The organism is Acinetobacter sp. RUH 2624, assembly GCF_000162375.2.
Taxonomy (GTDB): domain Bacteria; phylum Pseudomonadota; class Gammaproteobacteria; order Pseudomonadales; family Moraxellaceae; genus Acinetobacter; species Acinetobacter nosocomialis.
This window is the reverse complement of record NZ_KI391939.1, coordinates 3,013,295-3,035,585: the sequence shown is the minus strand read 5'-3', so window position 1 is coordinate 3,035,585 and position 22,291 is coordinate 3,013,295. Positions and strand designations below refer to the sequence as shown.

Annotated in this window: 25 protein-coding genes and 1 pseudogene; 9 read left to right on the top strand and 17 right to left on the bottom strand. The window is 40.7% G+C overall.

Translation table 11 applies throughout. The features are described 5' to 3' along the window. Window positions 1–16: 16 nt before the first annotated feature. Complete coding sequence (locus HMPREF0014_RS20915; protein WP_016804288.1) at window positions 17–1,207, bottom strand: MFS transporter; 1,191 nt, start codon at window positions 1,205–1,207, stop codon at window positions 17–19. Window positions 1,208–1,211: 4 nt separating this feature from the next. Next, window positions 1,212–2,015 carry a 2,5-didehydrogluconate reductase DkgB gene (gene dkgB, locus HMPREF0014_RS20910; protein ID WP_020992340.1) on the bottom strand — a complete coding sequence of 268 codons (804 nt, stop codon included), beginning with the start codon at window positions 2,013–2,015 and terminating at the stop codon, window positions 1,212–1,214. Window positions 2,016–2,135: 120 nt separating this feature from the next. Here dkgB and HMPREF0014_RS20905 point away from each other — a divergent pair, with 120 nt between their 5' ends. Next, a complete protein-coding gene (locus HMPREF0014_RS20905; RefSeq protein WP_006581533.1) occupies window positions 2,136–3,038 on the top strand; it encodes a LysR family transcriptional regulator in 903 nt (300 codons plus the stop codon). Here the strand turns inward: HMPREF0014_RS20905 and HMPREF0014_RS20900 are convergent. Further along, entirely contained in the window at window positions 3,022–3,396 is a 375-nt protein-coding gene (locus HMPREF0014_RS20900; RefSeq protein ID WP_004711322.1) for a hypothetical protein, read from the bottom strand. The two genes, HMPREF0014_RS20905 and HMPREF0014_RS20900, sit on opposite strands and share 17 nt — an antisense overlap. Window positions 3,397–3,486: 90 nt before the next feature. On the opposite strand from HMPREF0014_RS20900, the gene HMPREF0014_RS20895 reads away from it, so the two are divergent. Further along, window positions 3,487–4,911, top strand: coding sequence for a PLP-dependent aminotransferase family protein (locus HMPREF0014_RS20895; RefSeq protein ID WP_006581535.1), 1,425 nt, complete (start codon window positions 3,487–3,489; stop codon window positions 4,909–4,911). Window positions 4,912–4,913: 2 nt separating this feature from the next. Here HMPREF0014_RS20895 and HMPREF0014_RS20890 read toward each other — a convergent pair whose 3' ends face one another. The 8 genes from HMPREF0014_RS20890 to HMPREF0014_RS20855 all read right to left on the bottom strand — a co-directional run bounded on the left by HMPREF0014_RS20890 (window position 4,914) and on the right by HMPREF0014_RS20855 (window position 10,204). Beyond that, window positions 4,914–5,942 carry an NAD(P)-dependent alcohol dehydrogenase gene (locus tag HMPREF0014_RS20890; protein ID WP_004885048.1) on the bottom strand — a complete coding sequence of 343 codons (1,029 nt, stop codon included), beginning with the start codon at window positions 5,940–5,942 and terminating at the stop codon, window positions 4,914–4,916. Window positions 5,943–5,980: 38 nt separating this feature from the next. After that, the gene (locus HMPREF0014_RS20885) at window positions 5,981–6,541 is read right to left on the bottom strand and encodes a DNA-3-methyladenine glycosylase I (RefSeq protein ID WP_006581536.1); all 561 of its coding nucleotides are present in this window, start codon (window positions 6,539–6,541) and stop codon (window positions 5,981–5,983) included. A 30-nt stretch (window positions 6,542–6,571) separates the two neighbouring features. Next, complete coding sequence (locus HMPREF0014_RS20880; RefSeq protein ID WP_001287365.1) at window positions 6,572–6,817, bottom strand: hypothetical protein; 246 nt, start codon at window positions 6,815–6,817, stop codon at window positions 6,572–6,574. Between the two features lie 9 nt (window positions 6,818–6,826). Then, entirely contained in the window at window positions 6,827–7,363 is a 537-nt protein-coding gene (locus tag HMPREF0014_RS20875; RefSeq protein ID WP_006581537.1) for a M23 family metallopeptidase, read from the bottom strand. 47 nt (window positions 7,364–7,410) lie between these two features. Next, on the bottom strand, window positions 7,411–8,445 hold the full coding sequence (gene mutY, locus HMPREF0014_RS20870; RefSeq protein ID WP_006581538.1) for an A/G-specific adenine glycosylase: 1,035 nt from the start codon (window positions 8,443–8,445) through the stop codon (window positions 7,411–7,413). Window positions 8,446–8,587: 142 nt separating this feature from the next. Beyond that, window positions 8,588–8,950: an HIT family protein gene (locus tag HMPREF0014_RS20865; protein WP_002053765.1), complete on the bottom strand. Its 363-nt coding sequence runs from the start codon at window positions 8,948–8,950 to the stop codon at window positions 8,588–8,590. A gap of 187 nt (window positions 8,951–9,137) precedes the next feature. Beyond that, window positions 9,138–9,875 (bottom strand): dienelactone hydrolase family protein, encoded by a 738-nt coding sequence (locus HMPREF0014_RS20860; RefSeq protein WP_000100775.1) that lies wholly within the window; start codon window positions 9,873–9,875, stop codon window positions 9,138–9,140. Window positions 9,876–10,045: 170 nt separating this feature from the next. Continuing rightward, window positions 10,046–10,204 carry a DUF1328 domain-containing protein gene (locus HMPREF0014_RS20855; protein ID WP_002053759.1) on the bottom strand — a complete coding sequence of 53 codons (159 nt, stop codon included), beginning with the start codon at window positions 10,202–10,204 and terminating at the stop codon, window positions 10,046–10,048. Window positions 10,205–10,397: 193 nt separating this feature from the next. Here HMPREF0014_RS20855 and HMPREF0014_RS20850 point away from each other — a divergent pair, with 193 nt between their 5' ends. The 3 genes from HMPREF0014_RS20850 (at window position 10,398) to HMPREF0014_RS20840 (ending at window position 13,509) form a co-directional block, all read left to right on the top strand. Continuing rightward, on the top strand, window positions 10,398–10,856 hold the full coding sequence (locus tag HMPREF0014_RS20850) for a YcgN family cysteine cluster protein (RefSeq protein ID WP_006581539.1): 459 nt from the start codon (window positions 10,398–10,400) through the stop codon (window positions 10,854–10,856). Window positions 10,857–10,965: 109 nt separating this feature from the next. After that, the gene (locus HMPREF0014_RS20845) at window positions 10,966–12,138 is read left to right on the top strand and encodes a PQQ-dependent sugar dehydrogenase (RefSeq protein WP_020992339.1); all 1,173 of its coding nucleotides are present in this window, start codon (window positions 10,966–10,968) and stop codon (window positions 12,136–12,138) included. 105 nt (window positions 12,139–12,243) lie between these two features. Further along, the gene (locus HMPREF0014_RS20840) at window positions 12,244–13,509 is read left to right on the top strand and encodes a replication-associated recombination protein A (protein WP_006581541.1); all 1,266 of its coding nucleotides are present in this window, start codon (window positions 12,244–12,246) and stop codon (window positions 13,507–13,509) included. A 17-nt stretch (window positions 13,510–13,526) separates the two neighbouring features. Here the strand turns inward: HMPREF0014_RS20840 and HMPREF0014_RS20835 are convergent, their stop codons facing one another. The 5 genes from HMPREF0014_RS20835 to dapA form a co-directional block, all read right to left on the bottom strand. Then, window positions 13,527–14,363, bottom strand: a complete 837-nt coding sequence (locus tag HMPREF0014_RS20835; RefSeq protein ID WP_002054022.1) for a formate/nitrite transporter family protein — start codon at window positions 14,361–14,363, stop codon at window positions 13,527–13,529. A gap of 298 nt (window positions 14,364–14,661) precedes the next feature. Further along, on the bottom strand, window positions 14,662–14,865 hold the full coding sequence (locus HMPREF0014_RS20830; RefSeq protein ID WP_002053827.1) for a hypothetical protein: 204 nt from the start codon (window positions 14,863–14,865) through the stop codon (window positions 14,662–14,664). A gap of 193 nt (window positions 14,866–15,058) precedes the next feature. Further along, window positions 15,059–15,778, bottom strand: coding sequence for a phosphoribosylaminoimidazolesuccinocarboxamide synthase (gene purC, locus HMPREF0014_RS20825; RefSeq protein ID WP_000917863.1), 720 nt, complete (start codon window positions 15,776–15,778; stop codon window positions 15,059–15,061). A 36-nt stretch (window positions 15,779–15,814) separates the two neighbouring features. Beyond that, window positions 15,815–16,414 carry a hypothetical protein gene (locus HMPREF0014_RS20820; RefSeq protein ID WP_002053789.1) on the bottom strand — a complete coding sequence of 200 codons (600 nt, stop codon included), beginning with the start codon at window positions 16,412–16,414 and terminating at the stop codon, window positions 15,815–15,817. 15 nt (window positions 16,415–16,429) lie between these two features. Continuing rightward, on the bottom strand, window positions 16,430–17,323 hold the full coding sequence (gene dapA, locus HMPREF0014_RS20815) for a 4-hydroxy-tetrahydrodipicolinate synthase (RefSeq protein ID WP_006581543.1): 894 nt from the start codon (window positions 17,321–17,323) through the stop codon (window positions 16,430–16,432). A 329-nt stretch (window positions 17,324–17,652) separates the two neighbouring features. On the opposite strand from dapA, the gene pncA reads away from it, so the two are divergent. From pncA to HMPREF0014_RS20800, 3 genes are all read left to right on the top strand, one after another. Beyond that, window positions 17,653–18,297 (top strand): bifunctional nicotinamidase/pyrazinamidase, encoded by a 645-nt coding sequence (gene pncA / locus HMPREF0014_RS20810; RefSeq protein ID WP_006581544.1) that lies wholly within the window; start codon window positions 17,653–17,655, stop codon window positions 18,295–18,297. Between the two features lie 54 nt (window positions 18,298–18,351). Then, window positions 18,352–19,290: a bile acid:sodium symporter family protein gene (locus HMPREF0014_RS20805; protein WP_020992338.1), complete on the top strand. Its 939-nt coding sequence runs from the start codon at window positions 18,352–18,354 to the stop codon at window positions 19,288–19,290. A gap of 174 nt (window positions 19,291–19,464) precedes the next feature. Beyond that, the gene (locus HMPREF0014_RS20800; protein WP_020992337.1) at window positions 19,465–20,808 is read left to right on the top strand and encodes an MATE family efflux transporter; all 1,344 of its coding nucleotides are present in this window, start codon (window positions 19,465–19,467) and stop codon (window positions 20,806–20,808) included. Between the two features lie 20 nt (window positions 20,809–20,828). On the opposite strand, the gene HMPREF0014_RS20795 is transcribed toward HMPREF0014_RS20800, so the two are convergent. Then, window positions 20,829–21,299 carry a DUF523 domain-containing protein gene (locus HMPREF0014_RS20795; RefSeq protein WP_006581547.1) on the bottom strand — a complete coding sequence of 157 codons (471 nt, stop codon included), beginning with the start codon at window positions 21,297–21,299 and terminating at the stop codon, window positions 20,829–20,831. Between the two features lie 521 nt (window positions 21,300–21,820). Here HMPREF0014_RS20795 and HMPREF0014_RS20790 point away from each other — a divergent pair. After that, a pseudogene (locus tag HMPREF0014_RS20790) lies at window positions 21,821–22,216 on the top strand (4-hydroxyphenylpyruvate dioxygenase); the annotation flags it as partial. Between the last annotated feature and the right edge of the window lie 75 nt (window positions 22,217–22,291).

Here is a 22,291-nt window from a genome sequence, read left to right as displayed (position 1 = left end):
TCAGGCGCTTTTTTTATTAATCTGAACACTGTTGCAAAGCTTGTGTCGGGCTGCTTTCACGTTTGATTTGGAATAGAACCAATAACAAACCTAACCCCGCCAATAATGCACCAGCAAATGATACTGCGCTATAACCCCAACCTAAATCGAGTACTAACGCACCTGCTGCGGCACCGACTGCATTACCTAGGTTAAACGCACCGATATTTACTGAAGAGGCAAGCCCTGGAGCTTCGTGAGCCACTGACATGACACGCATTTGTAAGGGTGGTACTAAAGCAAAGGTTGCTGCACCCCAAATCACCAACGCAATGGCTGCTCCAATCTGGCTTTGGGCAAGAATTGGGAAAGTCACCATCATCACGATCAACAGCACCAAGAAACCAATCAGAGTTTTGTTGATAGATAAGTCTGCAAAACGACCACCTAAATGGTTACCAATTGAGAAACCGACACCAATCAACACCAACATGAACGTAATGAAGGTCGGTGAAGCATGGGTAAACTCAGTCAAACTTGGCGCAATATAGGTATAGAGCGTAAACATTGCTCCTGCACCAAGTACGGTGGTGAGTAATGCAAGCACCACAGGAGTACGCGTTAATACCTTCAACTCGGCCTTTACATTAGGTTTTTGGGCAACCATACCTTGCGGTAGTGCTTTCCATAAAGCGAGCATAGTAATAACGCCGAGCACGGAGATTGCAAGGAAAGACATACGCCAGCCAATATTTTGCCCAACCCATGTTGCCAAAGGTACACCACCAATATTGGCAATGGTTAAACCCATAAACATGGTTGCTACAGCACTGGCTTGTTTGTGCGCAGGTACAATACTCGCTGCCACAACAGAGCCAATCCCGAAAAAGGCACCGTGGTTCAGGCTTGTAATGAGACGTGCACCTAATAAGCTCATATAGCTTGGTGAAAACGCTGCAATCAGGTTACCCACCGTAAAGATCGCCATCAAAAAAATAAGCGCATTACGTCGTGCAAAACCACCAAACCATAGGGTCATGAAGGGGGCACCGAGCATTACACCAAGTGCATAGCCTGTAATTAACATTCCGGCTGTTGGAATTGAAATACCTAAATCATGAGCGATATTCGGTAGCAATCCCATTGGAGAAAATTCCGTGGTACCAATGGCAAAGGCACCAATTGCCAAGGCCAATAACGAGAACGCCGTATTTGATTGAGTGTTCATGAGTTTAGTCCCAAACAGGTGCCCATGGCTCTGGGCTAACTTCACGGCCATTACGGTCGAGCTCAGCAATCATTTGCATTTCAGCTGAAGTTAACTCGATATCCTGTGCTTTTAAGTTGCTAATCAGGTTTTCACGTTTAGTCGAAGATGGAATAACTGCAAAACCACGTTGCAATGCCCATGCCAGTGCAATTTGTGCTGTTGACGCTTTATTTGCTGCCGCAATTTCAGCTAAAACAGGATCGTGAAGCACTTTGCCATATGCAAGCGTCATGTATGAAGTGACATCAATATTCTTCTCTTGTAAGAAATTTACAAGTTTATGGTTTTGAAGATAAGGACTCAGCTCAATCTGGTTCGTTGCAATATGCTCTACACCAATTGTGTCAATTGCTTGTTGGGTAAGTGCAATATTGAAGTTCGAAATACCAATTTGTTTGGTTAAGCCTTGTTGTTTTGCTTCAAGTAAAAGCTGCATGATTTCAGGAATCGAAACACCTAAGTCCGGTGCTGGCCAGTGAATCAAAGTTAAATCGACATGTTCAGTACGAAGCTTTTGTAAGCTCTCTTTTAAGCTTGGAATAAACTTCTCTTGGGCAAAATTATCTACCCAGATTTTTGTAGTTAAAAATAAGTCCTGACGTGATACGCCACTTTCAGCAATCGCTTGACCAATTGCTGCTTCATTTTCATAAATTTGAGCAGTATCAATTGCACGATAACCGACATCTAGCGCATTTTTAACAGAATCAATCACAGCTTGTTCTTTAAGGCGGAAAGTTCCTAGACCAAAACGTGGGATATTCATGTATTCACCTGAAATTAAATAATTGTTTAACTTGAGGTGCATTTTGCTTTTTTTATTGTTGCGAAAAAATAGATGAATAAGCAAAATATCTTTGAAGTTTAGTCAATAATAGAATAAACCATGAAATCAACAATTGAAGAACTTATTGCCTTTATCACAATTGTTGATACAGGTTCATTTGTGGCGGCAGCAGAACATTTAAAGCAAACACCTTCAGGGGTGAGTCGATCTCTTACACGTTTGGAAGCGAAGTTAGATGTGACTTTGATAGAGAGAACAACGCGTAAACTGAAACTCACTCAAGAAGGGCAACAGTTCCTTACGAAGGCTCGAAAAATTTTAAATGAACTGAATGCGGCCGAAGAAGAACTACAAAAGTCTGATCAAGGTACTGCCGGTCTTATTCGGGTTGATTCTGCCACACCGTTTGTTTTGCACGTGATTGCACCATTAATGCATAAGTTCCGTGAGTATTACCCCGATATTGAAATCGAGTTAAATAGTAATGATCAGGTGATTGACTTACTTCAGCATAAAACCGATGTCGCATTTCGATTTGGGGAGCTTAATGACTCTAGTCTGCACGCCAAATTGGTATGTAAGAGCCGTTTATATATTGTGGCAAGTCCTGACTATCTAGCTCTTAAGGGAACACCAACACAACCTGAAGAACTTAAGCAGCATGATTTGATTGGTTTTACCAGACCGACATATATCAATAGCTGGCCAATTAAAATCGGTGACGAATATTTTTTCGCACAAGCAAACATTAAAGCTTCTAGTGGTGAGACTGTGCGCCAGCTGACGATTAGAGGACATGGTATTGCACGGCTATCTGAATTTGAAATTTGGAAAGATATGGAAGAAGGGAGATTGATTGCATTATTTGAAGATCAAATTGAACATCAATATCAAAGCATCCATGCTGTGTATTATCAACAAGAGCATCTACCAAAACGAATACGCTTATTTATTGAGTTTTTGGCAGAACAGTTAAAAGATGATTTTAAAACCTGTCTCTAAAAGTTCCATAGATATCACTTGGAAAATGAACTTCTAAAATGGGAATTGTTTGTCCTTCTGCTGAATGTTGGAAAAGAAAATAGCTTTTTTGCTGGTCTCGGCAGCTAAAATATAAGTTTGAATAAACTGAATTCACCATGACAACTTCATTTGAGCTATTTCGTTTATATTGATAATGAGAAATCGCACTGGTCTCGTCATCAGTTCGCTGTTCCATTTTGTAGTCTTGTTGGTTGGTCATTTTTAAATAACCTTCAATCAAACTTTGGCAAATCGTGTGTCTGTGCTGCTCATTTTTGGGCTGTGGTTGGCAACCTGCTAAAACAATAGTAAATAACAATATAGCTTTTAATTTCATTAGATTGCTACTCTTTGAGTTGATTTCCATAGCCTAAAGGTGTTCTATAAACCAGTACAGATACAGAAATTTTTAAAAAAGCAGCACAGAATGACTTTCCAATATCAGGTTCTTGCTAACCAATTAGCACACCGTATTTATCAAGATGAACTGAAACCTCATCAGAAGCTTATTTCCTTACGAGATTTTGCCCGTCAACATGGTATTAGCTTAAGTACCGCAAAAAGTTGCTATGAATTGCTTGAGGCGAGGGGGCTTATTTATGTAAAGCCGAAGTCAGGTTATTTTGTGGTTGCTCGCACCCCATCTAGCCCTATTCCGGATAGTCCGGATTTCTTATCTTTACCTCGGCATGTCTCAAATCTGGAATTGCATAACCAAATTCAGGAAGCTGCCTTACAAAGCCATCTTGTACCTTTAGGATCGATTCAGTTAACGCCGCACTTTATTCCTGTAGAGGGTTTACGTCGTTCTATTCAACGGGCTTTAAAAAATTGTCAGCCTCAAGATTTTCTTTATTGTAATAAACAAGGCCATGAACAATTAAGAAAAGCGCTATCTGATCATTGGCGTGAAGATGGTATTTATATCGCTCCAGAAGATATTTTTATTACCAATGGCTGTATGCCGGCTTTGTCTTTAGTAATTCAGAAACTCACTGAAGTGGGCGATAGTATTCTTATTCCTACACCCACCTACAATGGTCATTTACAGTTATTAGCAAGTTTAAAACGACAAATTGTTGAGATTCCGGCAGATCATCGTGGCATTGATCTTGAGCGCTTAGAATCCTTAATGCAGCAAGGTTTAGCAAAAGTTTGCTTAATGACAGCCAATTATCAAAATCCATTGGGATATTGTTTTAGTAATGCAGAGAAACAGAAGATTGCTGAATTAGCTGCAAAGTATCAGTGTTTTATTATTGAAGACGATATTTTTGGTGAGTGTGGCTACAGTAGTGAACGGCCATTACCCATTCGATATTGGGACCGCGAAGGTTATGTCATTTGGTGTGGTTCAGTGTCTAAGTCTTTGTCGAGTGCGTATCGAGTAGGATGGTTTTGTTTAACGACAAAGCTAGAACATTTAAAACTTGAACTGCTGGTAAGTAATATTGGCGTGAATACACCCTTGCAGTTAGGTTTAGCTGATTTTATTTATAGTCGTGGTTATCGAGAGCATTTAGAGCAGTTAAGACCCAACTTGATGCGACAAGTCGAAGAATACCGTAGCTGTATTTTAAAAGCTTTTGAAGGTATACCAATTGCATTGAGCCAGCCCGAAGGCGGATATGCATTATGGATACAGTTACCTAAGAGTGTAGATAGTTTAGCGCTCTATTACACTGCCCAAGCTCAGGGAATTACGGTGGTACCGGGTCATGTTTTTGGTGAGGATGAACGCTATCGACATTTCATTCGTTTAAACGCAGGCCATGAGTTAACTGCCGATGTCCGCCAAGCAATTATGAGCTTGGCAGACTGGTCGCGACAACAGATGAAAACGGTGAGTTAGTTTTATTCTGCAAAGTCTGCCTTAAGCACAATGCGATAGCGTGCCTGACCTGAGTGTAGACGTTCAATTGCTTCATTGAGCTGTGACATTGGAAATAGCTCAATTTGAGGTGCAATTTTTTTGCGTGCGGCAAACTTTAAAAGTTGGCGTAGAGCAGCAGGTGAACCAGTAGGTGAGCCTGTTACTGATTTGGCACCATCAATAAGTGAGCCGACAGAAACAGGAACAGGTTCTAAAGTCAGCCCTAAGAAGTGCAACGAACCGTTTGGTGCTAGCGTAGAAATAAAAGCTCGCCAATTTAAAGTCACATTTACGGTACTCAGCAATAAATCAAATTTACCTTTTTGAGCTTTTACCGCTTCTGTATCGCGACTATTTACTACATGGTCGGCTCCCATTGCTTTGAGTTCTTCGGTTTTATCTGGGTTAGAACTAAAAGCAGTGATTTCACAGCCCCAGGCTTTGAGTAGCTTAATGGCTATATGACCTAAACCGCCAATACCAATCACACCCACATGATGGGTTGCCTGAATCTTGTGTTTGAGGAGTGGATCAAAAACGGTAATTCCGCCGCAAAGTAGGGGCCCAGCACTTTCAGCGTCTAAATCATCTGGAAGGGGAATGGCCCATTGCCAACCTGCACGAACTTTATCGGCAAAGCCACCTGCATGACCCACGATTGTTGCGACATTTTCGCCCGTACAAAGTACTTGCTGACCACCAATACATTCATCACACGCTTGGCAACTTTCAGCAGTCCAGCCAATACCAACACGTTGCCCAATTTGTAAACCTTTGGCTTCTGAACCCAAAGCTACAATTCTTCCAATAATTTCATGGCCTGCAACTACGGGGTAGACGGTTGAGCGCCACTCATTGTTCAGAACTGAAATATCGGAATGACACAAACCACAGTATTCAACTTTTACTTCAACCTGATGTGGTTGTAATTCACCTGCATCAAATTGGTAAGGAACCAGTTTTTCACCTGCCTGCATTGCTGCATAAGCCTGAATCGTATTATTGCTCATCGGAAACTCCTTAAGCGGATTTGAACCGTTCTGGTGGGTTATGAAGCTTTAAATTGACAATCGTTTTCATGATCATTGACCATACCCACTGCCTGCATAAACGCATAGCAGGTGGTTGGACCAACAAATTTGAAACCATTTTTTTTAAGCGTTTTAGATAGCTTTACACTGAGCTCAGTTTGAGCAGGGGCCTTACGATAATCTATAACATCATTGTGCTGAGGAGTAGCATCTACAAACTGCCAAAGCCATTTAGAAACATCACCAACTTGGGCTTTAAGGGCTTGCCATGCAATCGCATTATCGCGAATGGCTTTGAGTTTGCCTAAGTGACGGATTAAGCCTGCATCGGACAGTTTTGTTTCTAAAAAGTCATCTGTAAATGCGGCAATGTCAGCAATAGAATGATTAAAAAAGTGCTGGCGGTAGCTTTCTCTTTTTTTGAGTACGGTAATCCACGATAAGCCAGCTTGTTGGCCTTCAAGACAGAGCATTTCAAATAATCGGGCTTCGTCGTGTTCTGGTTTGCCCCATTCTTCATCATGGTAAGCAATATAGAGTGGATCGTTGGAACACCATCCGCAGCGTTGAATTTTCATGATGATGCTCCTTATATTTATCTTGGTATTTTAGAGTTTGAATGGTACCCATTCATTTGGGCGAGTATCCCAATAATATAGTTCGGCTTGGGTTAAGTCTTCAAACTTTAGCCAAAAATCTTTGCCGACTTTATCTGAAAAACCGGTACTGATCAGTAGGGCATCATCGCTGATTTCCATGATCCAGCCTTGATAGCTATTGCCATTTAGAATGATCTTTTGCTGGTTGCCAGACTCGGCAAACTCTACTAAGCGATTGATCAGCGCTTCCGACATAAAATGTTCCTAGCGTAAATATGAATAAGGATTAACAGCACCACGACCTTTACCATCTAAGTAAAGGCCATAATGAAGATGAGGTGAAGTATAACGTGCATTTCCCGTATTGCCGACATAGCCAATCAGATCGCCCTTTTTGACATAGTCACCCACGTTTAAGCCACGTTTATGTCCATCAAGATGAGCATAATAATGCCATGTTCCTGCCGGGCCTAAAATCCAGATGACTTTGCCACCGAGGTTATTATTACGAAGATCTGCCACTAGCCCTTCGGTTGTACTGTACACTTTGGTTCCACGTGGAGCCAAAATATCAATTCCTTCGTGGCTACGACCCTGACTCCGAGCAGTGCCCCATGTGTCTTTTAACTCATCTCGATCGACTCCTTTTACCGGAACGGGAAGTCGACTTGGAAGCTGCATACTCTTGAGTTTGCTGACTTGAGTTGGTGAAAGCGGAGCAGGCTTTTTAGGTGCACTGGCACAGGCTGCCAAGAGAATAATGAGAAAACCAAGTGAGAGATGGGAAACTAAACGTCGCACAAAATACTCCCTGTCATAGCCATATCAAAATTATTTTGCCCACTATGTCATGAACGGCTTGTCGAGATCAATTTTTTCATAGCGGTTGGAACACCTTTAGCGACAGCTTGTTCCGGACTTAGCCATTGGCCTTCAAGTTCAATCGCCAGATGTTCTTTTTGATCAGGTTCCACGTGGAACACATGAGCATTAAGTAACCATGTGAAGTGGGTGAAGCTATGACTAATCTGAAAGGTTTGTGCTTGAGGTTGTAGTTTAAATTGCTGGCTTAGGCTCAGACGCTCATTTTCATTTTCTAAAATAGGTAAACAAAATAAACCGCCCCATAGTCCATGAGCTTGGCGTTGCTGCCAGAACCATTCATCTTCACACTGAATAATAAGAACATCTGCCGTTTTAACAGGCGGTGTTTTTTTCGGTTTTTTAAAAGGTAATTCTTGTTCTAAACCTTGCTGATAAGCCTGACAATGAGATTGCATTGGACAATATAAACAAAGAGGCTTTTTAGGTGTGCAGATGGTTGCACCCAAGTCCATAATCGCTTGTGTGTAATCATGGTTGCGTTGGGTTGGGCATAGCTCTTCAGCGAGTTTCCACATTTCACGTTCGTGTTGTGGCTTGCTTAAGTCATCCTCAATGGCAAAGAAACGAGCTAAAACGCGCTTCACGTTGCCGTCCATAATTACGCCGTACTGACGTAAACCTAAAGACATAAGCGCGCCTGCGGTCGAGCGACCAATGCCAGGTAGCGCAATCCATTCTTCTAAGGTTTCTGGAAATTTACCTTGCTGTGCTACAAGGCCAGCAGCTTTATGCAAATTGCGTGCACGAGCGTAATAGCCAAGACCTGCCCAATAAGGGGCTACTTCATCCCAAGTTGCATGGCCTAAAGCTTCTACAGTTGGGAAGCGCTCCATAAAGCGGTCAAAATATTGAAGAACTGTTTTTACCTGAGTTTGCTGTAACATAATTTCAGAAACCCAGACTTTGTATGGATCATCTGCGACTTGCCAAGGCAAATCATGACGACCATGTTGATCGAACCAGTTTAAGAGGGCATCAGAAAAAGAAAATTCAGGCATGAACAGCTATAGAAGAAAAGTAAGGGTTAAATTATAGCTGAAATTTGGGTTAAGTTTTGTTTAAAGCAAGCAATCAGAACGAGCCTGTTAAAACAGAGACTACTTTAAAACGAGTAGTCTCTGCTTCAAGCATAAAAAAGGATTAATCCTCTTTTACGCCCCAACGTTGATCAAGTTTCAACGGCTGGTTTTTATAGTAAGGAATGACATGAATATGGAAATGGTCAGAAGTTTGTCCAAACACTTCACCATCATTAAAGCCAATATGGAAACCAGCTGGTTGATGACGAAGCTGTGTTTCATGACGGGCAATTTCAAGAAGTGTCAGTAAACTTTCATGCTCTTTAGAGGTAATGTCAAAAAACGAACTTACATGGCGCAGTGGAGTCACTACACAGTGGCCTTTAGACAACGGATTTGGGTCAGGTAAAATTACAGCAAATTCATTCTTATCAATGATGTCATATTCATCAAAATTGCAATACGGACATTTCTTGTCAGTCATTGTTGTATCCTCTCATGTTATTCCATTAAACCCCGAGTGCGGGAAATAAGACTAGGCTTTGCTCTAGCTCAACGGGAGTATAGTTATTGAAGTATGGTTTAAAAAATACAGGAAAAATATTGCAAAGTCATAAAGATTTAAGGGAGCAAATGCGAAAAAAGAACCATTTGCTCCAAATTTGCTTCTTTTATTTTAAAGTACGTTCTAATAAAGCGTACATTTTAGCAAGGCCTTGTTTTTCCGCTTCGCTGTTGTAGCCAAGATCTACGCCGTTCGCTTTAGCTCTTTCATCTGCAAGCGGGTTACTAAAGCCATGTTTAGCATCCTTTAAAACCACTACTTCATGTTTAACCTCAGCAGCTTGCATCTCTTTTTCAAAATTAGCAACATCTTCTAAGGTGACCATGCTGTCTAGTTCACCATGTAGAACCAATACCTCACCTTGAATGTTGCCTTTTTGAGCAGGTGCCTTAGGAGTTAATGTACCATGGAATGTCGCTGTTGCTTTGAGGGGAGCACCTGAGCGAGCTAAATCGAGTACCACTTTGCCGCCATAGCAAAAACCTACTGCTGCAAGTTTTTCACTATTCACTTCCGGTTGAGCAGCTAAAGTTTGAAGCCCTGCATTAGCGCGGTCAGTCACCGTGTCTAACTCTTCAAATGTCTGCATCATCCATTCGTAAGCTTGAGCAGCAGTCGTCGTCACTTTTTTATCGCCATACATATCAATTGCAAGTGCAGCATAGCCGTGTTCAGCAAGTTCACGCGCACGTTGTTCAGTGTATTCGTTACGTCCCCACCACTCAGGACCAATAATGACACCAGGTACAGGGGTCTCACTTTCTGGAGCTGCAAAGTAACCAATTAAATGGCTGCCATCTGGTGCAGTGTATTGAATTTCACGGGTTTTAATTGCTGTACTCATGACATTAATCCTGAAATTTAACTTGGTTTAAATACACTTGATTAAAGCATAAAAAATAAAAGCTATATAAATAACTATGTAAAAATCTACATCAAAAGAAAAACATAGAAACATTTGGGCAATAAAAAAGAAGGAACAGGTTCCTTCTTTTTTATATGGTCATAATTAAATTAGGTTCGGCCTCGCGAAATAAAACCAATAACAGCGAGAATTACAGCCACAACTAATAAAATCACGGCAAAGTCTTTAGATAACCCTGCAACACCACCAAACCCTAATAGACTGGCAATGAGTGCAATCACTGCAAAAATTATTGCCCAACGGAACATATGCTGTCCTCCTTATTTTTCATTGTGTTTTTACTATATAGCGTGTTTTTTACACGGAATGTGTCGTTTATGTGGTTGAAATGTATATTAAACAATCATTTTGTGATGCTAAAAATACGGTTTCTTTCCTTAAGCAGAGATTACTTCAATGCTATAATCTGAGTTTGCTTTATGTATATAGCTGTTAAAACCTATGTCTACCGAGACCTCACTTCGTCCATTGTTTTGGAAAAATTATACGCTTGAGCAGCTTACACAGCCTGAGTGGGAAGCTTTGTGTGATGGGTGTGGTTTATGTTGTCTGGTCAAGCTAGAAGATGAAGATACCCATGAAGTAGCTTACACCAAGGTAGCGTGTAAATTGCTGGATTGCTCTACCGGACGTTGTTCAGACTATTCAAATCGTCAGCAGCAAGTTCCTGACTGTTTACAGTTGACGCCGGAAAGCTTAAAAACCATACACTGGTTACCATCGAGCTGTGCCTATAAACGGTTGAATGAAGGTAAGAATTTACCTTCTTGGCACTATTTAAATACGGGTACGAGACAAAGCGTGGTTAAGGCGAAAAAGTCGGTTGCAGGACGATGTATTCCTGAAACTGATGTACATGAAGATGACCTAGAAGATTATGTGGTGCGTTGGGTGCGTTAATATGCTCCCGATGGGCATTTTTAATTACAGCGTATAATAAAGTAACATTTTAATCGTAAAGTTTTTAACTATCTCCGTTATATAAAAATAAAAGCAAAAGGAGATAAAAATGATGAAACGACTAGCAGCCCCCTTATTATGTAGTAGTTTCTTCTTGTTAATGGCCTGCGGGTCTAATAATACTAATTCAAAAAGTCCTGAACAAAATACAACTGCAAAAACAGAGCAAACTAGGGGTGCCAAACAAGTTTATCAGGTCGAGGCAGTCGCACATTTTAATGAGCCTTGGGCAATTACCACTTTGCCGGACCAACGTTTATTAGTCACTGAACGGCAAGGTAAATTAAAAATTTTTAATCCCCAAAATAAAAAAGTACAAGATGTTCAGGATGTTCCAGCGGTGAACTATGGTGGCCAAGGTGGTTTAGGAGATGTCGCTTTGCATCCAGATTTTACCGAAAATCACTGGATATATCTCAGTTATGCGGCCAAAGGGCAGGGTGGATCTGGTGCGGTGATTTCACGTGCAAAATTAGATTTATCTAACCCTAATCAGCCAAAACTTAAGTATATAAAGCAGATTTGGCAGCAAGTACCTAAAGTTTCAGGACAGGGCCATTATGGGCATCGTATGCTTTTTGGCGCAGATGGTAAGCTTTGGGTCAGTTCAGGTGAGCGCCAAAAGTTTGACCCTGCCCAAGACATGAAAAGTAATTTGGGTAAAATTCTACGTTTAAATGATGACGGTTCAGCAGCTGTAGGTAACCCTTTTTATAAGCAAGGCGGTGTTACTGCTGAAATATGGTCACTTGGACACCGTAATCCCTTAGGCATGGCCTTTGACCGCCAAGGACAGCTATGGGTGGTTGAGATGGGGCCTAAAGGTGGTGATGAGCTTAATATTATTACCAAAGGTGAAAACTATGGGTATCCGGTTGTTTCAAATGGCGACCATTATTCAGGTCAGCCTATTCCAGACCATAACACTCGCCCAGAGTTTAAAGCACCCGAGATAGACTGGACTCCTGTAATCTCACCGTCGAGTTTGATTATTTATCGCGGACAACAATTTCCGGCATGGCAAAATAAAGCCTTAATTGGTGGGTTGTCTTCACAAGCCATTGTAGTTGTAGATTTAGAGCATAAGCCCATAAAAGAAGTGCAAAGACTAGAGATGAAGCAACGTATTCGTGGGTTACATGAAGCACAAGACGGTTCAATTTGGGTAATTGAAGATGGCCCCAATGCTCGTTTACTCAAGCTGAGTAAGAAACTCTCTTAAGGCCTTGAGTTAGCCTGTAAATAAAGGATGGGTCTCATAGATTCAAATTGTAGATTTCTGTGAGACACAATAGACTATAGTGAAAAGACGATAAAGCTATTTGAGATGTCAGACACCCATATTCCACTTCCTGAACGCCTGCGCCCGAGAGACTTGTCTGAAATTATTGGGCAAGATCATTTGTTAGGCGAACATGCACCCTTACGTCAAATGATTGATCAGGGACATTTGCCTTCTATTATTTTTTGGGGACCTCCAGGCGTTGGTAAAACGACAATTGCTTTGCTTTTAGCTCAGGCAATAGATCGTCCGTTTGTGAGCTTATCTGCGCTGAATACGGGCGTAAAAGAATTACGTGAAGTGATTGCAGAAAGTGGTGATTTACTCACACCTGTAGTTTTTATTGACGAAATCCATCGCTTTAATAAATCACAGCAAGATGCATTATTAGGTGCTGTTGAAAAAGGTAAAATCACCTTAATTGGCGCGACCACTGAAAACCCGTCTTTTGAAGTCAATAGTGCACTTTTATCGCGCTGTCAGGTCTATACCTTAAACAGTTTAGACAGTGAGGCAATTCAGACTTTACTTAACAATGCACTTCAAAACGATAAATTCTTAAAAGAACGCTACATTCATATTGAAGAGTATGATGCTCTTTTACAGTTTGCAGCAGGTGATGCCCGTAAAGCACTAAATTTACTAGACTTAATTGCAAGTACTTTTGAGCCAGAAGTTGAAAATACCATTACCAATGCTGTGGTTGTAAAAGTCGCTCAGCAAAATATTGCGCGTTATGACAAATCGGGTGAACAGCATTACGACCTCGTTTCTGCTTTTATTAAATCGATTCGTGGTAGTGATCCAGATGCTGCTCTGTACTGGATGGCTCGTATGCTCAAAGGCGGGGAAGATCCGGTTTTTATTGCAAGACGTATGTTGATTGCTGCCTCAGAAGATATTGGGAACTCGAATCCAAATGCACTATTGCTTGCAGGTGAATGTTTCCGTTCTGTACAGGCGGTGGGTATGCCTGAGGCGCGAATTATTTTGGGTCAAACTGCGGTTTACCTAGCAACCAGCGCAAAAAGTAATAGTACTTACCTCGCGATTAATAAGGCTTTAGATCTTGCTGAGAAAACGGCAAATTTACCAGTGCCTTTACACTTGAGAAATGCACCGACCAAACTGATGAAACAGCAAGGTTATGGAATTAATTATCTCTATCCTCATGACTACCCAGAGCACTTTGTGCTGCAAGACTACTTACCACCTGAGTTGAAGGGAATCAAACTTTATGAGTCGGCGAGAAACAAGCGTGAAGTTGAAGGTGAGCGCCTCCAGCAACGCCGATGGCAGCAGGAGCAATAGTTCTCTATTGCTTCTTGCTAATCCAATTCTTCAGTGACCTGACCGTAAATCAGTAGCGTGAATACGCCTGTACCACCAATAATGTTTCCAATGGTAGTTGGAATTAGAAAATTAAATAGATATTCGCCAATAGAAGCCTCTCCTTGCCAGACCAGATAGGACATTTCGGTAGAACCAACCACAACGTGGGTAAAGTCGCCTAGTCCTATCAGATAAGTCATGAAAAAGATGACTAGGAATTTATTGCTGACCGAAGGCAGCATCCACACCAATGCGGCAATTAAAAGTCCCGACATAACCCCTTTAAGCAGGTTCTGGATTGCAGAAAAAGATGCAACATGATGCGCCAGCTCATCTAGTGCTTTATCAATGTCTGGAGTAAACAGGTCTGTGGTCAGGAAAAATAAACTCGCCAAAGCTGTTCCAATGATATTGCATAGAATCACAATTCCCCATAAACGGCCCACAGCTCGTAATTTGTCCAAACTAAAAGGCTTAAATAAGGGCACAACTGTAGTAATGGTATTTTCGGTAAAAAGTTGCATGTGGCCCAAAATAGCAATCAGGAACCCAATGGTATAACCAAAATTGGTGATTAAATCGGTCCAGATGGCATCAGTTGGGATATAAGAAGCAATAATCGCTTTAAATACAAATGAGAAGCTAATGACCAAACCAGCAGCAATTCCTGAAAAGATCAGTGCAGCTGTTGGGCGATCCAGTTCTTCCGCACCATCACGGCGGATAATTTCATAGACTAAACGGGGTGACAGTTTCTCGTGTTCTTCTACTGCCATTTTTTCACGCCAGCTTAAGGTTTGCTCGACCTTTTTTTCCTCTATTTCATGATCCATCAGATTTGCTCCTCACTGAATAAATATTTTTTACTTATTATTTTTATTCATTGTTAAGGCAGCATTCGGGATAAATCCAGTTTATTCCTACCAGCTTTATGTGTCTTTTTATAAATTGAAGAGTACGGCAGTAAGCAAAATAATATACGGATGAACGTAATTAACCAGATAAGACCATTAAGTATAAAAAGAGATTAAGAGTATCGTATGGCAAGACTATTTACCGCCCGAGTGAAAGGCGAGCGTTTTCTATAAACTAGTTAGGTTTGAGATTGAGCGCTTACAGCAACGCAGAGAATTAAAGTAATGTATATGTTCTCAATGTACGTATGAGTTTCATATAGTCACCTTGAGAAGCTTCAGAAATAACGGTTTCTACCTCAGCTTGGCTCCAACCTTGTTTCAAAGCAGAGTCGCTAAAATTAGATAAAATCACTAATGGGTTTTCACCAAAATGTATCGAGTGATTCATTAATTTCTTTTCAGGCTTAAATAGTTTCATTGGATTCACCATACTTTAAATTTAATTATTGTGATGCAATTAATGTTTTTTTAGATTTTAGTGCTTTGTTTTTAGATTGTGCAAGTCATAATTTAATTAAATATACAAATCTGTCTACTTTCCTTAAATTCTAGGGTACTGCAAATAAAAAAACCGAGCTGAAATGCCCGGTTTTTTTAATGAAGCTGACGAATTAGATGTCAGATAAATCTACGCCTAAACGAGCAGCAACTTCTTCATAAGCTTCAACAACACCACCTAAACCTTGACGGAAACGGTCTTTGTCGAGTTTCTTCTTAGTGTCTTTATCCCATAAACGGCAACCGTCTGGAGAGAATTCATCACCAAGTACGATGCGGTCATGGAAAACACCAAATTCAAGTTTGAAGTCCACCAAAATCATGTTGCCTTCAGCAAATAATGCTTTTAATACATCATTTACTTTATAAGTTAACACTTTCATTTGTTCTAACTGTTCAGCAGTCGCCCAACCTAAAGCAATCGCTTGAGATTCGTTAACCATTGGATCGCCTAGGCCATCATCTTTGTAGAACAATTCAAATGTAGGAGGAGTAAGCTCTTTACCTTCTTCTACACCTAAACGACGGCATAAAGAACCAGCTGCGTAGTTACGGATTACACATTCAACAGGAATCATTTGAAGTTTTTTAACAAGAACTTCAGTCGGAGAAAGCAATTTTTCAAAATGCGTTTCGATACCCGCTTCAGCAAGCTTTTCCATGATGAAGGCGTTAAAACGGTTGTTCACCTTGCCTTTACGATCTAGTTGTTCGATTTTTTCGCCATTGAACGCAGAGGCATCATCACGAAAGACTAAAATCAGATGGTCGGCATTGTCTGTTTCATATACAGATTTTGCTTTACCAGTATAGAGCAAGGTTTGTTTTAACATGAGGGAACCTTTTAAAAAAAAATGCCTAGTAAACGACTAGGCTGGCCAATTTTGGTAAATCTGGTTTAACACTTCCGCAGCAACATCAGGGCTTGCAAAAGTGTTGTCTGGATTAAAGAGAGCAAGGCTATGACTAGAGCCAACACCAGTCAGTTTAAGCACATAAGTTTTGTCATTTACTTTGATCGTCGCTTGATTACTGCCTTGAGCGATAACATTGTAATTTAACGTGCTCAAGGTTGCTTTGGTGTATTGCCAAATCTCGGCAGTACTTCCATCAATTTTTAACAGTGGATTCTTATTACCATCTGTTACAAGTTGAGGGCGACTAAGCGCGCTACCTGATTGAGCAGATGTGTCTGCTGTATCAGCTTGGGTTTGTTCAGGACGTGGCAATGCAAAACGGTTGCCGCGCTTGTTTTCAAACTTCGGCGCATGATCGATAGCGAGCTGGTCTACTGTTGGTGCAGGATACAAAGGAGTCGCTGGTCGTACAGTTGCATCGGCAGGGTACTCAAGCGGGGCGAGTTGCTTTGCTTTTTTATAATCTAAAGAGTGATTATTGAGTGCGAAGCGACCACAGCCAGCTAAACTTAAGGCTGAAACTGCAAGGACTAAACCAAGACGTAATTGCATCATAAATTGCTCTTATTAAATAATTCCCGCATCTTTTAGGGCATTGCGGAGAGGTTCGCGATATTGCTCAGCGAGAGGAGTGAGTGGTAAACGAATACCAGTATCAATCAGTCCCATCTCATGTAGTGCCCATTTCACAGGAATTGGGTTTGATTCGCAAAATAGAATATTGTGTAAATTTGCAATCTTATTGTTAAGCGTCTTCGCTTGTGGCTCATCTTTAGCAATAGCAACCGCACATACTTCGCTCATTGCTTTAGGTGCAATGTTTGCAGTAACCGAGATATTACCGTCTGCGCCAAGAAGCATAAGTTCCCATGCAGTTTCATCGTCACCCGAGTAAACAGCCATCTTGCCGTTTAAAGCATCGATTAAAGCTTTACCACGAGGTACATCACCTGTTGCGTCTTTGATACCTACAATATTAGGAATTTCTGCTAAACGTACCGCTGTATCGTTTGACAAATCTACGCCAGTACGACCTGGTACGTTATAAAGAATAAGAGGTAATTCAACAGCTTCAGCAACCGCTTTATAGTGCTGGTAAAGGCCTTCTTGGGTTGGTTTGTTATAGTATGGTGTTACAAGTAAAGCTGCATCAGCACCGAGGTCTTTAGCTGCTTTAGTTAATTCGATTGCTTCACGGGTTGAGTTTGCACCAGTACCGGCAATAATTGGAATACGTTTATTGGCTACACGAATAATTTCTTTAATAACCTGTGTGTGCTCTTCCATGCTCAATGTTGAGGCTTCGCCGGTTGTACCGACGGCTACAATACTGTTTGTACCTTGTTCTATGTGCCACTCAACCAGCTTCTCAAGACTCTTCCAATCTACACCGCCATCTTTCAACATGGGAGTGACAATTGCGACGATTGAGCCTTGAATGGTCTGTGCTTGCTGAGTCATTTTAAAAAATATCCTATTTATCCATCCGAATCTGAGGTAAGAAAAACAAAATGTGGGATGGTTGCAGTATTTTGATTGTCCAGTTCTAACAATAACAGATTGTTGAATGACAATTATGCAAATTATGACTGATCAGACGCATAAGAACAATATGCTTAACTGATAAACCCTATGTAAACTTGAGCAAAACATAGAATGCCAATTTGATCATTTCAAGTAAAAGACAGTAAATATGACAATATGGTGCAATTCTGCGAATCCCTACTTGATACAGTCTTTTTTATGGCAAGATAAAATGCATATTTTTCCCGAATGGGACTTAAGATGGCATGAAAATGAAGAAACAACCACAAAATTCGGCTTTAGTCGTAGTTGATGTACAAAATGGTTTTACGCCGGGCGGAAACCTGGCAGTTGTCGACGCCGATACTATTATTCCAACCATTAACCAACTTGCTGGTTGTTTTGAAAATGTCGTCCTGACTCAGGACTGGCATCCAGATAATCATATTTCTTTTGCAGTCAACCATGTGGGCAAGCAGCCATTTGAAACCATTGAACTCGAGTATGGACTACAAGTGCTTTGGCCTAAGCATTGTGTACAAGGCACGCATGATGCTGAGTTTCATCCAGATTTAAATATTCCGACAGCTCAGCTGATTATCCGAAAAGGTTTTCATGCTCATATTGATAGCTACTCGGCTTTTATGGAAGCAGACCACACCACAATGACGGGTTTAACGGGTTACTTAAAAGAGCGTGGCATTGATACGGTTTATGTGGTTGGTATTGCCACGGACTTTTGTGTCGCATGGACTGCTTTAGATGCAATTCAACTCGGCTTTAAAACTCTAGTGATTGAAGATGCGTGCAAAGGTATTAATCTCAACGGTTCGTTAGAACAGGCATGGCAAACCATGCAGCAACAAGGGGTTATCCGTATTCAATCGACTGACTTGTTAAGTGAATGCTAGAGATAGTGCCCATGATGTTTGGGCTTTAATTGCGATTTGATATGGATGAACAGCATGTCTGCATTATTACGTTTTACTCAATTTGTTCAAAAAACGTTTGCTTTATGGGTCATCGTTTTTGCGGCATTGGCACTCTGGCAACCTGAATTTTTTGTCTGGCTTAAAGCTTATATTCCATGGATCTTGGGCATTATTATGCTCGGCATGGGAATGACCATGACCGTTGATGATTTTAAAGGGGTACTACAAAGCCCTAAAGCGGTGTTGATTGGGGTGGTAGCACAGTTTGTGGTGATGCCGGGTTTGGCATTTGTTCTGTGTAAATTATTTAATTTACCTCCTGAAATCGCAGTTGGGGTTATTTTGGTGGGGTGTTGCCCAGGCGGAACAGCTTCAAACGTGATTACCTACATGGCCAAAGGTAATGTGGCTTTATCGGTCGCTTGTACATCGGTATCAACACTTTTAGCACCTGTATTAACACCTGCTATTTTCTATCTACTTGCTAGCCAATGGTTAAAGATAGATGCAGCTTCGATGTTTATTTCGATTTTACAGGTGGTGTTGCTTCCTATTGTGGTTGGTCTGATTTTAAGAACATGGCTTAAACGTCAAGTCGAATCGTATATTCAAGTCATGCCTTTAGTTTCAGTGATTGCAATTGTTGCTATTGTGGCAGCCATTATTGGCGGCAGTAAAGCAGCTATTTTTCAATCGGGTTTGCTCATTTTGGCGGTAGTGGTATTACATAACGGGCTTGGTTATTTATTAGGTTTTACCGCAGCGCGTTTCTTCAAATTGCCTTATGCAGACAGTAAAGCAATTGCGGTAGAAGTCGGTATGCAAAACTCAGGCTTAGGCGTAGCGCTTGCGGCAGTACATTTTGCGGCTTCTCCGATTACAGCAGTACCGAGTGCTATTTTCAGTCTTTGGCATAATATTTCGGGCCCGGCGCTTGCAACTTATTGGGCAAGTAAACACAAACAGGAATAACTGTATACAACACACATTAAAAAAAGGCCAAACGAATAGTTTGGCTTTTTTATTTAAAGAACATTTTAGGGAGAGCTGAATTTAGAACTGGTATGTCTTTTGCTTTGAATTGATGCATTAAAAATAACGTGAATATCAACATAAATCGCAAAGAAAAAGATAAGGCTTTTTTTGATGAACCAGATTTTTAAATTATTTATACCCATGCTTTCTAGCAATTTAATTGTAGTTTTAAGTGGATTGGTTGATATTGCGTATGTAGGGCATTTTAGCAATGATCATGTCGCCGCATTATCGGTAACCTTATCTTTATATACAGTGATTTATGTCATTGGGATGGGGATTCTGCAAGGTGTGATACTCAAGCTTTCAGAAGCCTATGGTTGCCATGATTTACCGCGTATACGTCAGATTTTTATTCAAGGCATTTGGCTAATGTTATGTTCGGCATTGATCAGTATTGGCCTGCTTTACGTATTCCGTGATTTACCAAAATTATTTGGTGCATCTGAACATGTGGTTTCAATTACTAAAAACTGTATTTGGGCTTTGGTATTTATTTTACCTGCGCATTTACTGATGCGTTTATTTACAGCTTTGTCTCAGGTTACTGAAAATGCACACAAGGTTTTATTATCAGATAGTCTTTTCTTCATTCTTAAAATTATTTTGTCCTATCTTTTAATTTATGGTGTTGCTTCATTTTCAATTCCGCCACTCGGTGCGATAGGAGCTTTATTAGCCACTATTATTGTTCGGTGGTTTATGTTGGCTGTTTATTACCTGTTTTTCTTGGAGAAAGGATACATCTTTATTGAACATCCAGAGCGGTCAGTTGAAGATAGCCGACAAAGTCTGCGTATGATTTTAAAAATAGGGATACCTACCGCGATCATGGCGTTGATGGATGTTGTTGCATTTTGTTCGGTTGCTATTTTAATTTTGCCTTTCGGGAGTGTGGTGTCTGCAGCCCATCAAATTGTCGCGAGTACGGGCGGCTTCATGTTTATTTTTCCTTCCTCAATTGCCTCGGCTTATAGCATTTTGGTGTCGAGGTCTATGGGCAGCGGGAACATGGACGAAGCAAACAAAATTGCCAGACAAAGTATATGGGTAATTATGGCAGTGAGTGGCAGTCTGTCCCTGTGTTTATGGTTGGAGCGGGACTTAATTGTCACGTTCTATTCAGATGATTTGGCTGTACAGATTTTGGCAGCATCACTGCTGTTGATTGTCTGCATGTCTCATTTTCTAGATGGCTTAATGTCTTTACTAACCTCTTTGCTGCGTTGTTGGGATGTGTCGATTTTACCCATGCTGATTTTTTTAGTCGTGGTGCTATGTTTCGGATTGGGTGGTGGTTGGTGGATGGCTTATAAAGGGCTGCATTGGGGGAGTCACTCGATTTCTGCAATGGGAATTTATGGTTTTTGGAGTATGGCAGCCATAAGCTATTTAGTAGCTTGTGTATTGAGTGCTTTCTGTTTCCGTTTTAGAAAGCAATTAAGAGGTTTTTGATTAGGTAAATCAACACAACCTTAAAGAGGATGTGTTGCTAACCATTCTTCAATCTCATTTTCAGAAATTACTTTAAAGCCATGGCGCTGTAACAGTGCTGTGGTAATCCCCACACCTGTAATTCTCTCACCTTGAAAAGTACCGTTATAAATTTTTTGGCTACCGCAAGACGGACTATTTTCTTTTAAAACCACGCAAGTTGCTTGTATTTGCCGTGCAATTTCTAAAGTACGGTAGGCGCCTTTTAAATATAGCTCAGTTACATCTAAACTAGATGAATCCGCGATTTTTGCCTTGCCATCAAGTACATCTTGACCTGTTCCTCCCACAATTTCTGCGGGTAGACGAGGGGTGCTAAATCCACCTAATAACTCTGGGCAAAGTGCATGAGCTTTTTTATTTAAAAATAACTGCTGAAGCGTAGTGTGCAAGCAAGAGCGCCCATCGTAGCGTACAGGCTCCCCAATTAAACAGGCACTGATTAAAAGCATGGGTTTTCCGTCATTAGAACTTTAAAAGCCATGTGAGTGTACCCAATGATTTATAAAATATGAAATCTAAAACAAGCAGAAACAAATGGCGTAATTTGATTAATAAATTACACAATTCATAATTAAATTATGTATTGCATAATTTAATTGTTTTTAGTAGCATCTGTTTTAAGGTAAATGGCCATTGGAGGTCCAACAAGGATGTTGGCCTCCATAAATCTAGGAATGACTTTAGGAAAAGACGATTTTTAAAGGTTTATTGAAAAATCTCAATCGTACTTTTAGATAAGAAAGGACAGTGTGTATGGAAAATAAACACCATATAGAAGGGAAATTAATCATTGGCTTTGCGCTCACTCAATCTTCGTTTTAGTTATTGGTTTTTTTCTCATAGGATGCGTTGGGCTAAGGCATTTGACGGTTCAAACACTCTCCCAGCAAATGCGTATTCTATAGAGAAAGGAGCTGACCAGATCAGCATGAGAAGTAAACGGATCAGGTAATTACCAGAGGGAAACTAGATGGATATTTTAGAGAACCCATTAGAATTATGCGGTTTTGCATTTATTGAGTTTGTTTCAAAAGAAAATGAATTAGATCCAATTTTTGAAACAATCGGCTTTTCAAAAGTAGCCAAGCATAAATCGAAAAAAGCGTACTTATGGCGTCAAGGAAATATCAATATTATCCTGAATTATCAGCCAGAATCTTATGCTTCATTCTTTTTTAATGAGCATGGTCCATCTGCTTGCGCAATGGGATTCAAAACTCGTGATGCGGCAAAAGCTTTTAAAAAGGCTGTTGAACTTGGTGCAGAACCAATGTATTCGAATGTTGGGCCAATGGAGCTTAACATTCCGGCAATTAAAGGTATTGGTGGTATGCCAATCTTCTTAGTTGACCGCGACATTTATGATGATCCTAGACAGTATCGTGGACAACAAATCCCTCTAAATTCTTAAAATATTTCTTCTCAAAGGCTTCAGGGCTTA

What these genes read in the sequence shown, in the direction of transcription:
- HMPREF0014_RS20900 (WP_004711322.1), bottom strand. Translation starts at nt 3,396, where the DNA reads ATGAAATTAAAAGCTATATTGTTATTTACTATTGTTTTAGCAGGTTGC.
- purC (WP_000917863.1), bottom strand. Translation starts at nt 15,778, where the DNA reads ATGTTAAAACAAACCTTGCTCTATACTGGTAAAGCAAAATCTGTATAT.
- HMPREF0014_RS20830 (WP_002053827.1), bottom strand. Translation starts at nt 14,865, where the DNA reads ATGAAACTATTTAAGCCTGAAAAGAAATTAATGAATCACTCGATACAT.
- HMPREF0014_RS20855 (WP_002053759.1), bottom strand. Translation starts at nt 10,204, where the DNA reads ATGTTCCGTTGGGCAATAATTTTTGCAGTGATTGCACTCATTGCCAGT.
- HMPREF0014_RS20800 (WP_020992337.1), top strand. Translation starts at nt 19,465, where the DNA reads ATGAACCAGATTTTTAAATTATTTATACCCATGCTTTCTAGCAATTTA.
- HMPREF0014_RS20895 (WP_006581535.1), top strand. Translation starts at nt 3,487, where the DNA reads ATGACTTTCCAATATCAGGTTCTTGCTAACCAATTAGCACACCGTATT.
- HMPREF0014_RS20865 (WP_002053765.1), bottom strand. Translation starts at nt 8,950, where the DNA reads ATGACTGACAAGAAATGTCCGTATTGCAATTTTGATGAATATGACATC.
- mutY (WP_006581538.1), bottom strand. Translation starts at nt 8,445, where the DNA reads ATGCCTGAATTTTCTTTTTCTGATGCCCTCTTAAACTGGTTCGATCAA.
- HMPREF0014_RS20805 (WP_020992338.1), top strand. Translation starts at nt 18,352, where the DNA reads ATGTCTGCATTATTACGTTTTACTCAATTTGTTCAAAAAACGTTTGCT.
- HMPREF0014_RS20845 (WP_020992339.1), top strand. Translation starts at nt 10,966, where the DNA reads ATGATGAAACGACTAGCAGCCCCCTTATTATGTAGTAGTTTCTTCTTG.
- HMPREF0014_RS20885 (WP_006581536.1), bottom strand. Translation starts at nt 6,541, where the DNA reads ATGAAAATTCAACGCTGCGGATGGTGTTCCAACGATCCACTCTATATT.
- dkgB (WP_020992340.1), bottom strand. Translation starts at nt 2,015, where the DNA reads ATGAATATCCCACGTTTTGGTCTAGGAACTTTCCGCCTTAAAGAACAA.
- HMPREF0014_RS20915 (WP_016804288.1), bottom strand. Translation starts at nt 1,207, where the DNA reads ATGAACACTCAATCAAATACGGCGTTCTCGTTATTGGCCTTGGCAATT.
- pncA (WP_006581544.1), top strand. Translation starts at nt 17,653, where the DNA reads ATGAAAATGAAGAAACAACCACAAAATTCGGCTTTAGTCGTAGTTGAT.
- HMPREF0014_RS20835 (WP_002054022.1), bottom strand. Translation starts at nt 14,363, where the DNA reads ATGGATCATGAAATAGAGGAAAAAAAGGTCGAGCAAACCTTAAGCTGG.
- HMPREF0014_RS20905 (WP_006581533.1), top strand. Translation starts at nt 2,136, where the DNA reads ATGAAATCAACAATTGAAGAACTTATTGCCTTTATCACAATTGTTGAT.
- HMPREF0014_RS20820 (WP_002053789.1), bottom strand. Translation starts at nt 16,414, where the DNA reads ATGCAATTACGTCTTGGTTTAGTCCTTGCAGTTTCAGCCTTAAGTTTA.
- HMPREF0014_RS20840 (WP_006581541.1), top strand. Translation starts at nt 12,244, where the DNA reads ATGTCAGACACCCATATTCCACTTCCTGAACGCCTGCGCCCGAGAGAC.
- HMPREF0014_RS20860 (WP_000100775.1), bottom strand. Translation starts at nt 9,875, where the DNA reads ATGAGTACAGCAATTAAAACCCGTGAAATTCAATACACTGCACCAGAT.
- HMPREF0014_RS20880 (WP_001287365.1), bottom strand. Translation starts at nt 6,817, where the DNA reads ATGTCGGAAGCGCTGATCAATCGCTTAGTAGAGTTTGCCGAGTCTGGC.
- HMPREF0014_RS20850 (WP_006581539.1), top strand. Translation starts at nt 10,398, where the DNA reads ATGTCTACCGAGACCTCACTTCGTCCATTGTTTTGGAAAAATTATACG.
- HMPREF0014_RS20890 (WP_004885048.1), bottom strand. Translation starts at nt 5,942, where the DNA reads ATGAGCAATAATACGATTCAGGCTTATGCAGCAATGCAGGCAGGTGAA.
- HMPREF0014_RS20795 (WP_006581547.1), bottom strand. Translation starts at nt 21,299, where the DNA reads ATGCTTTTAATCAGTGCCTGTTTAATTGGGGAGCCTGTACGCTACGAT.
- dapA (WP_006581543.1), bottom strand. Translation starts at nt 17,323, where the DNA reads ATGACTCAGCAAGCACAGACCATTCAAGGCTCAATCGTCGCAATTGTC.